This window comes from Cupriavidus sp. BIC8F (genome assembly GCF_032465815.1).
GTDB classification, from domain to species: Bacteria; Pseudomonadota; Gammaproteobacteria; order Burkholderiales; family Burkholderiaceae; genus Cupriavidus; species Cupriavidus necator.
The window spans coordinates 3,728,708-3,740,572 of record NZ_CP136094.1 but is presented as its reverse complement, the minus strand read 5'-3'; the positions used below and the strand labels follow the sequence as shown (position 1 = coordinate 3,740,572).

The 11,865-nt window shown below is 63.6% G+C and carries 10 protein-coding genes; 5 read left to right on the top strand and 5 right to left on the bottom strand.

Annotation, left to right across the window (positions count from 1 at the left end; translation table 11 throughout):
• Positions 1-15 precede the first annotated feature (15 nt).
• The 4 genes from RS901_RS17320 (at position 16) to RS901_RS17305 (ending at position 5,292) form a co-directional block, all read left to right on the top strand.
• Positions 16-258 carry a DUF1214 domain-containing protein gene (locus tag RS901_RS17320; RefSeq protein WP_316150014.1) on the top strand — a complete coding sequence of 81 codons (243 nt, stop codon included), beginning with the start codon at positions 16-18 and terminating at the stop codon, positions 256-258.
• Between the two features lie 1,706 nt (positions 259-1,964).
• Complete coding sequence (locus RS901_RS17315; RefSeq protein ID WP_316150011.1) at positions 1,965-2,339, top strand: cupin domain-containing protein; 375 nt, start codon at positions 1,965-1,967, stop codon at positions 2,337-2,339.
• A 653-nt stretch (positions 2,340-2,992) separates the two neighbouring features.
• On the top strand, positions 2,993-3,148 hold the full coding sequence (locus RS901_RS17310; RefSeq protein ID WP_316150010.1) for a hypothetical protein: 156 nt from the start codon (positions 2,993-2,995) through the stop codon (positions 3,146-3,148).
• A 563-nt stretch (positions 3,149-3,711) separates the two neighbouring features.
• Positions 3,712-5,292 carry an isocitrate lyase gene (locus tag RS901_RS17305; protein ID WP_316150009.1) on the top strand — a complete coding sequence of 527 codons (1,581 nt, stop codon included), beginning with the start codon at positions 3,712-3,714 and terminating at the stop codon, positions 5,290-5,292.
• Positions 5,293-5,690: 398 nt separating this feature from the next.
• Here the strand turns inward: RS901_RS17305 and RS901_RS17300 are convergent, their stop codons facing one another.
• Genes RS901_RS17300 through RS901_RS17285 form a run of 4 tightly spaced genes read right to left on the bottom strand, consistent with a single transcriptional unit; the run spans position 5,691 to position 9,769 of the window.
• A complete protein-coding gene (locus RS901_RS17300) occupies positions 5,691-6,749 on the bottom strand; it encodes a VWA domain-containing protein (RefSeq protein WP_316150008.1) in 1,059 nt (352 codons plus the stop codon).
• Positions 6,746-7,780, bottom strand: a complete 1,035-nt coding sequence (locus RS901_RS17295) for a DUF58 domain-containing protein (RefSeq protein ID WP_316150007.1) — start codon at positions 7,778-7,780, stop codon at positions 6,746-6,748. Before RS901_RS17295 ends, RS901_RS17300 begins: the two co-directional genes overlap by 4 nt.
• Entirely contained in the window at positions 7,758-8,771 is a 1,014-nt protein-coding gene (locus RS901_RS17290; protein WP_316150006.1) for a MoxR family ATPase, read from the bottom strand. The genes RS901_RS17295 and RS901_RS17290 overlap by 23 nt, the downstream gene beginning before the upstream one ends.
• Positions 8,772-8,827: 56 nt before the next feature.
• Complete coding sequence (locus tag RS901_RS17285; RefSeq protein ID WP_316150005.1) at positions 8,828-9,769, bottom strand: S1C family serine protease; 942 nt, start codon at positions 9,767-9,769, stop codon at positions 8,828-8,830.
• 75 nt (positions 9,770-9,844) lie between these two features.
• Between RS901_RS17285 and RS901_RS17280 the strand changes: the two genes are divergently transcribed.
• A complete protein-coding gene (locus RS901_RS17280; RefSeq protein ID WP_316150004.1) occupies positions 9,845-10,909 on the top strand; it encodes a VWA domain-containing protein in 1,065 nt (354 codons plus the stop codon).
• A 303-nt stretch (positions 10,910-11,212) separates the two neighbouring features.
• Here RS901_RS17280 and RS901_RS17275 read toward each other — a convergent pair whose 3' ends face one another.
• The gene (locus tag RS901_RS17275; RefSeq protein WP_316150003.1) at positions 11,213-11,650 is read right to left on the bottom strand and encodes a universal stress protein; all 438 of its coding nucleotides are present in this window, start codon (positions 11,648-11,650) and stop codon (positions 11,213-11,215) included.
• Positions 11,651-11,865 lie beyond the last annotated feature (215 nt).

Sequence of the window (11,865 nt, the reverse complement as noted above, 5' to 3'; positions counted from 1 at the left end):
CGAGGATCACCACAGGTGCCCTCGGGCCGTCCCCGGGCTCCCTCCGCTGGCACGAAGAACAAGGATTTGAAGACCGCCGCCGACCGCTCGGTGACGATCTACGTGCAGGTCGCCGAGCCCACTGATCCCGTGCAGCACGCCAACTGGCTGCCCGCGCCGAAGGGCGAGGACTTCTCGCTCTACGTCCGCGCTTACTGGCCCGAGGAGGCGATCACGAGCGGCAAATGGACGCCTCCGGCGGTTGTGAAGGCGAAGTAAGGAGGATTCGTCAACGAAGCCGCGCCCCGCTCTTACGATCTCATGATCTACACGCTGTTCCATCTCGCGATCTGGCCGCAAAGGCGCTCCGACTGACCTGATCTGCAGTTGTTCTGGGTGATAGAGTGAAAATCGGAGAGGCGTCCGTTATGCAAACCTCTGCATAGAGCGGCCGCGCTAGCGGCAATTGAAGCTGGCTGATTTGCAGTGGATGATCGAAGGCCTCGTATGTCGCTCTAGCTCAGGAGAGGTTTCCTGTCATGCGGCCCCTTGCCTAGCTTCGCGATCCGCGCTCACTGTCCTGGGAGATCATCTGGCACGGTTTGCAAGGCGAAGACGGCGCCAGCCGTAGCAAGGTTAAGTCCAAGCGAAAACGGTGCCAAGCGTGGTAACCGCTTGATTTCATGGAAAGAAGTCCCCCCTGCCAAACGGATAACCCGAGCCGCAATGGGTGGTGGTTTCATCTGTGAAATAAGGGGCGCAATTCGCCGGCTTTACGGGCAGGGCCGCAACACACGATTCGAGGAGTTCATAATAACCACTCCATAGCCGTCAGCTTGCACCCCTTGGATCCGCGAAAAAAGCAGCCAGATCTCGAATGTCATTCCGAGCGCTGAGGCCTCGAGGTCCTAGGGTCTCCGCGAGGAAGAGGCAGCGACAGATGCGCCGCGCGCGCAAAGCTCGTGCCAACGATGGGCGCTGTCCAACAGACTAGGCCCAGTCGCAGACCGGACGCTCTGGAAATCCGAACGGAAAAAACGCCTCCGGGTCCGGGGGCTTCCCGGAGGCCGAACGCGGGAGACGCTACACATCCCCGCGAAGAAAGTCCTCCTGGTCCTGGGGGTGTCCGGAGGGCCAACGCGGGGAGACACAACACATCGCCCACCAATCAATGCTGGACGATGGTCATCAAAGTTGGCACCAACCATAGTGTCTACAGCGTAGAAATATAAGTATGTTTCAACGCTGTAGCTGGCAACATCCCTCGGGTGAATCGCCGGTGCGGTACCCTCCATCGGTCGCTCGCGGCGACCTTACCCCCGGAGCTGCCCTCGCGGTTCCTTTCCATTTCCGACAAACAGGTCAAATAACCACCGTGGGCCGGTTCCGCGGCACCAGCCCTTCCGCTGAGGGTAGGGATGCAGACACTCAAGGGCTGGAATCAACCTAAGACGCCCAGTGCAACGACCGCAGTCCTACCGGCAACGGTCATTCGAGCTTGTCGTCGGAAATGGCTGAGATGGGTCCCCCCTAGTGCGCAGGCCAAAGTTGCATGTCGACCGAAGAATGCCGTGCTGATATAGGGGCGCCGCCATGCATAGCCACTGGATGATGCGCCGACCAGCGGAATCCTTTCAAAGCCCTCTTCCCCGCGCATGGCGACTAGACTTCCAGCCATTGCACTTAGCTTCGGGCGACTGCCTGGAATTCGGGGTGCGCGCCTGGAGTGCTGCAGCATGCACAAATGGATCGGGGCTTACCCAGGAAGCGCCACCCCCAGTGCAAGGCCATGTGCTAGTCGTCTGCCGTGGGCGCTGTAGACACGATCACGATCGCCGAAATTCTGAAATCTGCGCCTGCTTGCGGTCTGTACTAAATTTGGATTGTCGCCGCCGGGCAGTGCCAGTCGGACATACAACAGCTTCTTTGGCGGTGCAGTTCAGGTGGATGGCAACTGATCATTTCGGATAGATGGAGGTGAAGACATGGGATCCCCGGTCACCGTAACAAAATTTGAAGTGAAATCCCACGCGTCGCCTGACGAAGTTCGCGCCCCTGCGAAGACCCGAATCGAGGTCGTCCAGCTCGAAGGTTTCACGATTGGACGATTCAATTTCGAACCCGGCTGGCGGTGGTCGGAGTGCATCAAGCCGGTCGTGAAGACCGACCATTGTCAGGCCTCCCACGTGGGCTATGCGGTGTCCGGACGTCTTACTGTTCGAATGAAAGACGGAACCGAGAAGACGATAAGCGCTGGCGATTCGTACACGATCCCGCCAGGACACGAAGCCTGGGTTGAAGGCGACCAACCCTTCGTTGCGCTGGAGGTGATGTCCGCTGACACCTACGCCAAGGCTTAATGGTGAAACACATGGTCCCTGCCAGAGTTGGTCGGGACCAGGGATTTCGAGAGTGCCCCGAGCGGCGATCCGACGCGGTTCCCTGGGTACTGGGCAACTTGCGCAGATCAGTCCACTGGGCATCGAAGGGCCGTAACCGGCTGTGGATTCAACCGGTCGATGCAACACACGACGATGACCAAGGCCAGCTATGCGGAGTTCGATGAATTCGAAGCGTCCCTGTATGGCGTAAACGGCCGGTACATGCTGCGCTCGGCGCAGCGACGGGACTGGCGCCTGCGTGTGCTCGAACTGAATGGCGTTGCCTTGATGGCCGGACAGGAAGGCGCCGCGACGATCTACAGTGGCGCAGGCATGCCGGGATGCTTCAACCTGTTCCTGCCGCTGAGCGGACATGAATGCACGGTGGTTGACGGGCCGCCGGTTCGACCGCCACGCAATCGGCTGGATGGCGCCGGACCGCATGTTCCATATAGATGCCAGCCGCCCGGCAAGCTGGATGACAATCTCCATGTCATGCGAGCTCGACTGCCGGTGGATGTCGGCACATGCCGACAGTGCCGACTTGTCATGTCTCGCTCGCAATCTTGTCTTGACCGGCGGTCCACGCCTGGGCGCCTTGCTAGCGCTGACCCGGCGCCTGCTCTTCTCTGTTGCATGCCAAGGCAGGCGAGACGGTCACGAGCATCTGCGTGCGCTTCGGTGTCTGGGACATCGGCCGGTTCGCCATGCAGTACCGCGGGCTGTTCGGCGTGCTGCCCAGCCAGACGCTGCGCGCGTCGCATCTCGGCATGCAGTGGCCACACTAGGCCGATGCCCGGCCTGGGTGCCTACTCGAAGAACAGCTCGAAGACCTGCGTGCGTAACCACCAGATGGGGCAAGCCCTCGCGTCTGGAGGCTCGTGGGGACACGAAGCGCCGCCGACCCCATATTTGTTGACTGGATTCGGCCAGTTTCCGACGGCCATCGCTCGTGATCGAATGACCGAAGCGGACACGAAGGCAGCCACACGTTGCTGCGCCGGCTCATGAAACCGTTCGTCGGAACAGACGTCTACAAAATTCCCCAGCTATCGTTGCTCGAGCCATCCGTGCTCGCCCCTGGCTTCGACAACTGAAAGCGCGTTTCACATTGCGGAATTCGCTCCGTGTTTCCCCCTGCGCGATGTTTCGTTCTTTGAAAAGGCGTTCCGCATTGCAAAATATGACGTCTATCTCATTGAAAAATAAGGAAAAATCAACTCTTATGTCTTATATAAGACCTTGCCGCGACGCATCAAGGAAGCCCTACAATAAGTCCACGCTGCTTGCCTCGACATCCGCCAGCACACTCAACTATTTTTTAAACGCGCTTTCTTCTTAGGAAATTCCCATGGCCCAGTATCAAGACGACATCAAGGCAGTTGCTGGTTTGAAAGAGAACCACGGCAGCGCGTGGAATGCCATCAATCCCGAGTATGCCGCCCGCATGCGTGCCCAGAACAAGTTCAAAACGGGCCTGGACATCGCCAAGTACACCGCCAAGATCATGCGCGCCGACATGGCCGCCTACGATGCCGACTCGTCCAAGTACACCCAGTCGCTGGGTTGCTGGCACGGCTTCATCGGCCAGCAGAAGATGATCTCCATCAAGAAGCACTTCAACAGCACTGACCGCCGCTACCTTTACCTGTCCGGCTGGATGGTGGCCGCGCTGCGCTCCGAGTTCGGCCCGCTGCCGGACCAGTCGATGCATGAAAAAACCTCCGTCAGCGCGCTGATCCGCGAGCTGTACACCTTCCTGCGCCAGGCCGACGCCCGTGAACTGGGCGGCCTGTTCCGCGAGCTGGACGCTGCCGCAGGTCCTGCCAAGGCCGCCATCCAGGCAAAAATCGACAACCACGTCACCCACGTCGTGCCCATCATCGCGGACATTGACGCGGGTTTCGGCAACGCCGAAGCAACGTACCTGCTGGCCAAGCAGTTCATCGAAGCGGGCGCATGCTGCATTCAGATCGAAAACCAGGTGTCCGACGAGAAGCAGTGCGGCCACCAGGATGGCAAGGTCACCGTGCCGCACGAGGACTTCCTGGCCAAGATCCGCGCCATCCGCTACGCCTTCCTGGAACTGGGTGTGGACGACGGCATCATCGTGGCCCGTACCGACTCGCTGGGTGCCGGCCTGACCAAGCAGATCGCCGTGACCAACACGCCGGGCGACCTGGGCGACCAATACAATTCCTTCCTCGATTGCGAAGAATTGTCGGCCGACGCACTGGGTAATGGTGACGTCATCATCAAGCGCGACGGCAAGCTGCTGCGTCCCAAGCGCCTGCCTAGCAACCTGTTCCAGTTCCGCGCCGGCACGGGCGAAGCGCGCTGCGTACTGGATTGCGTCACCGCACTGCAAAACGGCGCTGACCTGCTCTGGATCGAAACCGAAAAACCGCATATCGCCCAGATCGGCGGCATGGTCAGCGAGATTCGCAAGGTCATCCCGAACGCCAAGCTGGTGTACAACAACAGCCCGTCGTTCAACTGGACCCTGAACTTCCGCCAGCAGGCGTATGACGCGATGAAGGCCGCGGGCAAGGATGTGTCGGCATATGACCGCGCCCAGCTGATGAGCGTGGAATATGATCAGACCGACCTGGCGAAGCTCGCCGACGAAAAGATCCGGACCTTCCAGGCCGACGCGTCGCGCGAAGCAGGTATCTTCCACCACCTGATCACGCTGCCGACCTACCACACTGCCGCACTGTCGACCGACAACCTGGCCAAGGAATACTTCGGCGACCAGGGCATGCTGGGTTATGTGGCTGGCGTGCAGCGCAAGGAAATCCGTCAGGGCATCGCCTGCGTCAAGCACCAGAACATGTCCGGTTCGGACATCGGCGACGACCACAAGGAGTATTTCAGCGGCGAAGCGGCCCTGAAAGCGGCTGGGAAAGACAACACCATGAACCAGTTCTGATACCGGTAATACCCCAAGCAAAACGCCAACCCATACGGGTTGGCGTTTTTTTTGTCCGGCGAGATAGCTCGCGGGGTTCTCATCAAACATTTTCGTGCTGCTCTAAGGAGCGCCAGGTGGAGGTTCCGACCGGAAGGGCTTCCACGCCTTTAGACATTATTCCGGACATTGGGGCACTGCTCGTCTGGCTGGCCAACCACTATGCCGCGCGGCTTCGGGCTGAAAGCCGGGTAGGTGGTGACTACCGGTACCTGCACCGCGCTTCTGTTTGCCTCGGCGAGGAACGCGGGCCAGCGCCCAGGTTGGGGGGCTGGGGTCGGTGGCTGTGTGGTTTTGAGTGTGGGGCACAGCTGCGGCAAAGGGACACCCGGGTTTCCTCTGCCAGAGCCAGTCCCTGCCTACATCACACGCCCGAACCACCACAACGACAGCAGCCCCGCACACGTGGCCAGCAACGCCCCCAGCGCGGCAAAGAACGCAGTAATTTCAACCTGTTCGCGCTTGCCAAATGCCAGCCGCATATTGAGCGCCCGGTACACCCGCTTCAGTTGCGCGGCATCCTCAAGCGGGAAATACTCTGCCCCCGTCGCGTTGGCGACTTCCTTCAATACCTTCTCATCCAGCCTGACGCGCGCCGACCAGCCATCGACCGAGAGCACCACACCCTCGGTCGTGCCAACCCCGACGGTATAAACGCGCACGCCGTGCGCGGCGGCAAGCTGCGCCGCCTGCGTCGCGGCCGGGCCGGTGTTGCTTTCACCGTCGGAAAACAGGACGATCGCCCCGGAGGGATAAGAGCCGGGCATCACGGCTTCGCCGCTGCGGGATGCGTCCGGCTTTTGCAGCGGCGTAGTGTCGCCGTTCATGAGGCGCTCGGCGTCATCAGCCGTCTGCGGCAGCAGCGTCATCAGCGCGATGAGCAGGCCATTGCCCAGCGCGGTGCCGCGTTGCGGCTTGAGGCGGTCGATGGCCGTGGCCGCGGCATCCTTGCTGCGGCTGGGCGCATGTGCCACGGCGGCGGTGCCGGCCATCGCGACTACTCCCACCCTGACGCCCGCGGGCAGTGCGTCGAGCAGAACCTTGGACGCTTGCTGGGCGGCGCGGATGCGGCTGGGCTGGATATCCTGCGCGCGCATGCTGCCGGACAGATCGATGACCAGGACCACGGTCTCGATGCGCGAGGGCAGCAGCATCACCGCCTGGGGGCGGGCGATGGCGAAGATCAGCGCGGCCAGGGCCAGCAGGAACAGCATGGGCGACACGTGGCGGCGCCAGGTCGCGCCGCCCTTGATGGCAACGCCGACGGTTTTCAGGGCGGGATAGTGCACCGTCGCGTGGCGCCGGCGCCCATCGAGCCATACGTAGCCAGCGGACAGCACGAGGACGAGCGCGAGCAACCACAGCATGCCTGGCCACAGGAAGCTGAAGACGGGTAGCCGGCTTATGGCATCGGTCATGCTGCCCCCTTTGGCCCGTTCTCCTGCTTTGCTACCGCAGCGGCTTCTTGACGGTGGCGGCGCCGGCGGGTGAAGTGCAGCAGGGCCAGGTCCAGGCGGGCGTAGGTCGACAGCGTCAGGCACGCCACGCCAGCCTGGGTGAAGGCCAGGCGCAACTCGGCCTCGCGCGCTTGGGCGGCGGCGGCGAAGCGTTTGCGGAAGGCCGGGTCGTTCGTGTCGACGAACATCTGCTCCGCGGTTTCGGCATCCTGCAGCACGACCAGGCCCAGGTCGGGCAAGGCCATCTCCAGCGGGTCGACCAGCCGCACCGCGACGACCTCATGGCGCCGGGCCAGCATTCCGAGCGATGCCTGCCAGCCCGGAGCGCTGATGAAGTCGGAGACCACGAACAGCACCGATCGTTGTTTCGCGACCGCCCGTGCGCGCTCCAGCAGGTCGCGCAAGCGGGTGTCGCCCGGCAACGCGGCGGGTGTGGCATGCATGCGGTCGAGCAGGTGCAGCAGATGCCGGCGCCCCGAGCGCGCCGGCACCACCGACGCGCCCGCGTCTGTGGCCCCGCCGTAGAGCAGGGCGCCGACCCGGTTGCCATAGCGCGTCAGCAGCAGCGCCATGACCGTGGTGAAGTCGCTCAGCAGGTCGCGCTTGCTTACGCTGCCGGAACCGAAACCGACCGATCCGCTCAGGTCCAGCAGGAACCAGACGGAGACCTCCCGGTCTTCCTGGTACTCACGCACGTGCGGCGTCTGCAGCCGCGCCGTCACGTTCCAGTCGATGTGCCGCACGTCGTCGCCGGGGCGGTATTCGCGCAGGTCGGCAAGATCCAGCCCGAAGCCGCGGAACAGCGTGCGGTAGTCGCCCTGCAGCAGGCCGTCGAGGCGGCGCACCACGGTCCATTCCAGGCGGCGCAGCAAGGCCTCGGTCTGCCTTGCGTCGACGCTGGCCAGCGCCGTGCCGGCAGGCGTGCCGGTGGGTGCGCTACCGGGTGCGGCTTCCGGGCCGCTCCGGCGCCTATCGCGCAGGCGCCCGAACATGGGATTCCAATGGGCGCTCCGGGACCGGCAGCGCCTGCATGATGCGGGTGACGAGCTGGTCGGCAGTCACGCCGTCGGACATGGCCTCGTACGAGAGCACCAGGCGGTGGCGCAAGACATCCGGCACGAGGTCAACCACATCTTCGGGCAGCGCATAGTGCCGGCCGCGCAGGAACGCCAGGGCGCGCGCACCTTCGATCAGGCCGATGGTGGCGCGGGGGCTGGCACCGAACGCTATGTATCGATCCAGCTCTTCCAGCCCGTAGCTTCCCGGCTTGCGGGTGGCCGCCACCACGCGTACCGCATACTGGACCAGGCTCGGATCCACATAGATCCTGCCGCATTCCTCCTGCAGGCTTGCCAGGCGCTCGGGCGTGGCGATGGGGCTCACGCTGATGCGGGGGCCGGTGACACGGTTGACGATGACGGCTTCCTCCTCTTCGCTGGGATAGCCCACCAGGACCTTCATCATGAAACGGTCGACCTGCGCCTCAGGCAAGGGGTAAGTGCCTTCCGTTTCTATCGGGTTCTGCGTGGCCATGACGAGGAAGGGCGTGGGCACGAGATGTGACTCGCCGGCGATGGTGACCTGCTTTTCCTCCATGACTTCCAGCAAGGCGCTCTGCACCTTGGCCGGTGCGCGGTTGATCTCGTCGGCCAGCAGCAGGTTGGCGAAGACCGGGCCCCGCACGGTGGAGAATTCGCCCGTGCCCTGGTTATACATGCGCGTGCCGATCAGATCGGCCGGCAGCAGGTCAGGCGTGAACTGGATGCGCTTGAAGGAGCCGCTCATGGTCCTGGCCAGCGTCTTGACGGTCAGCGTCTTGGCCAGGCCCGGCACGCCTTCCACCAGCAGGTGACCACCCGCAAGGATCGCCACCAGCACCCGTTCGAGGAAGTGGTCCTGCCCCACCACCACGCGCTTCACCTCATACAGCAGGCGTTCCATCAAGTCGGCGCTGTCCCCAGCGCCCCTGGCTTGGTCGTTCATCAGACTTGCTCCAAGAAACCTCGCCCCTTTAGCGAGGATGTCAAAGGCCCCCGCGTCTAGAAAGGAGAGGATCCGATGGCAACGCCGGCACTTTCGATCGTGACAGCAAAGCCGATGCCGAGGAAAGTGCCGCTCTGGTTGGGGTTGAGGATGGCGATGACGATCCCTACCACCTCGCCATCCAGATTCACCAGCGGTCCGCCGGAGTTGCCCGGATTGGCGGCGGCGTCGAACTGGATGAGCTTGTCCAGGTCCCGCTTGCCGTCCGGCGAAACGAACCTGCGGTCGAGCCCCGACACCACGCCGGCAGACACCGACGGGCCGATGCCGAACGGAAAGCCGACCGCGATGACTTCGGTGCCTGGCGCGAGGTTCCGGCTGGAACCGAGCGTCGCCGGCGGCAGGTCGTCGGGGATGGAGCCGGGCCGGATCACGGCGAGGTCTTTCTCCGGGAACGCCTGCAACACGGAGGCCTCGGCCGTGTGGCCGTCGTGGAACCTGACCTCCAGGCGCAGGGCGTCGGCGACGACGTGGTAGCTGGTGAGAATGATGCCGCTTTCGGTCACGACCACGCCCGAACCGATGTGGCGGTCTTTGCGCTTGCCGCCGGACTCGCCCTTGCCGCCCGGTGGGTCGCCTTTTGCGAGTTCATCGCGCGAGGGCGGCGGGGCTGGCGGGGGCGATTTGGTTTTGGGGCGTGTGGCAGGGGGATCACGCTTGGCGTGTGGGGCGGATGCCGCTTTCGTCAGCTTGTCCGCCGCCTTTTCCGCTGGCGCATAGCTGCGAACTTCCACCACCGACTCGCGAACCGCCTCCGCCGCCCTGGCTGTACGCGAAGGCAGACGCTTGGTTTCCAGCGTGTGCAGCACGGCCGAGTCGATGTCGGCTTGCTTGAGGACGCGCGGCGCCGGCTGCAACAGCCAGGCAGAGCCCACGACCGCCGCAAGAACCAGCGCCGCCGCTGCCGAGACCCATCCGTAGATCGTTACCCGTTTCATTGCCGCCCCCGAGGTCCCGTCCCGCCGTGAAAAATACAGTACCATCGTCTTACCCACGCGCCAAGGAGCAGGGGCATGCAGTTTCTCTGGCCGCAAATGCTCTGGCTGCTACTCGCGCTGCCCCTGCTGGCAGCCGCTTACCTGTACCTGATTGCGCGGCGCAAGAAAATCGCCCTGTTGTATGCCAGCCTTGCGCTGCCGCGCGCCGCCCTGGGTCCCGGCCAACGACTGCGGCGTCACATCCCGCCGCTGCTCTTCCTGCTCGCGCTGGGCGTGGCCCTGCTGGCTTGCGCCCGTCCTACTGCGACGATCACGCTGCCGTCCGACACCATCACCCTGGTACTGGCCATGGACACCTCCCGCAGCATGGCGGCGACCGACGTTGCACCCACCCGGATCGGCGCATCCAAGCAGGCTGCCCGGGATCTCATCGTCGGGCTGCCGGCCAGCGTGCGCCTGGGCATGGTCTCTTTTGCCGCCACGGCGACCGTGGTGCTGCCCCCCACCGACAACCGGCAGGACATGCTCGACGCAATCGATCGCTTCCAGCTCCAGCACGGCACGGCGACCGGCAGCGGGCTGATCCAGGCGCTGGCAGTGTTGTTCCCCGACGATGGCATCGACCTGGAAGCGATCCTTTTCAGCGGCGAGTCGCTCGCACCCGGGCCCGGCGGCAGATCGCTGACAGAGGCCGCCGCGGCGGACGCCGTCCGCAAGCGCGAACAGGAACGGCCGGCGGCGCAACCCGGCTCGTATCGGCACGGTGCGGTGATCCTGCTCAGCGATGGCCGCCGCACCACTGGCCCGGACCCGCTGGACGCCGCGCGCATGGCCGCCCAGCGCGGCGTGCGCGTCTATACGGTGGGCTTCGGTACGCCGCAGGGCGAAGCCGCGGCAGAGTCGGGCCTGTCTTACTACATGCAGCTCGATGAACCCGCCTTGCGGGCGGTAGCGGCGATAACGGACGGCGAGTACTTCCAGGCAGGCTCGGCTGCGGACCTGAGCCAGGTGTATCGCCAGCTCAGCGCCCGCTTCGCGCTCGAGCGCAAGGAAACCGAGATCAGTGCATTGTTCTCGGCAGCAGCGGTCCTGCTGCTGGGGGTGGCGTGCGGGCTCTCGATGCTGTGGTTCCGGCGGTGACCTGAAGCACGGTTGATGAAGCTGCCGGGTTCATTCCCTGAGCCATCCATAGGCGCAGCGGGTGTATTTCCAGCCTGGCTCTCATGTGGGAACCGAGACGCCACACTCCAATGGCCGCTGATTCATGCAGTCTCGCGCATGGACTACGCCAGTTCTCCGCACCGCCTCCAGCAGGCGTCGAACAATCCTCGATGGAGGGAAACCGCGGAGGGCTTCGATGCGGCAGGTACGAAGGCTCAGGTCAAGGGCCGAGTCGCGTTGGCGTTCGCCGCCGCGCCGCGTGCGGCTGGTCTGCAGCATTGACTAGCGAAACACGAAAACCGGGATCCGGCAATGCGTCAGGACTTTCTGGGTTTCGCTGCCGATCAGTAGCCCCTGCAGGCCGGCTCGGCCATGCGACGCCATGACAATCAGGTCACAGCTACGTTCCTCCCCGGTCCGGATGATGGCCTCATAGGGGTGATTGTGGGTAACGCTGAGCGTCTCGCATGCCACCGCCGCTTCCTTTGCCGCTTGCGCGACCACTGCCAGGTATCGCTCCGCATGCATTTCGGCAAGTTGTGCGTAGCGCTCCTGGGTATCCTCGAGCATGTCAACCCGATGCGTGAGGACATGGAATTCCGGGATGACATGCAATCCAGTGACCCTTGCCTCAAATGCCTTGGCGAGTTTCACCGCCATGCGAACGGCTGCGTCGGAGAGTACCGATCCATCGGTGGGTATCAAGATATGCTGAAACATGTTGGCCTCCTCGCGGCCGACGGGGCCATCCACCTCGGCCCTGGCACGCGCTACGAACTTAATGGTATGACAATCGTTCGTGCTCTGGCGTGATGCGCTTCTCGATTCCCTGATCGGGGGGCAGGGCGACCCGTGGCGGTCTGGCCCCTTGTCAGCCTTGTGCATGTGGCGCTGCAACATACGCTGTCGCAGGTGCGCAATCCTCCCAATGCGGT

Coding starts and splice junctions, on each gene's coding strand:
- RS901_RS17315 (WP_316150011.1), top strand. CDS start 1,965: ATGGGATCCCCGGTCACCGTAACAAAATTTGAAGTGAAATCCCACGCG.
- RS901_RS17305 (WP_316150009.1), top strand. CDS start 3,712: ATGGCCCAGTATCAAGACGACATCAAGGCAGTTGCTGGTTTGAAAGAG.
- RS901_RS17300 (WP_316150008.1), bottom strand. CDS start 6,749: ATGACCGATGCCATAAGCCGGCTACCCGTCTTCAGCTTCCTGTGGCCA.
- RS901_RS17295 (WP_316150007.1), bottom strand. CDS start 7,780: ATGTTCGGGCGCCTGCGCGATAGGCGCCGGAGCGGCCCGGAAGCCGCA.
- RS901_RS17290 (WP_316150006.1), bottom strand. CDS start 8,771: ATGAACGACCAAGCCAGGGGCGCTGGGGACAGCGCCGACTTGATGGAA.
- RS901_RS17285 (WP_316150005.1), bottom strand. CDS start 9,769: ATGAAACGGGTAACGATCTACGGATGGGTCTCGGCAGCGGCGGCGCTG.
- RS901_RS17280 (WP_316150004.1), top strand. CDS start 9,845: ATGCAGTTTCTCTGGCCGCAAATGCTCTGGCTGCTACTCGCGCTGCCC.
- RS901_RS17275 (WP_316150003.1), bottom strand. CDS start 11,650: ATGTTTCAGCATATCTTGATACCCACCGATGGATCGGTACTCTCCGAC.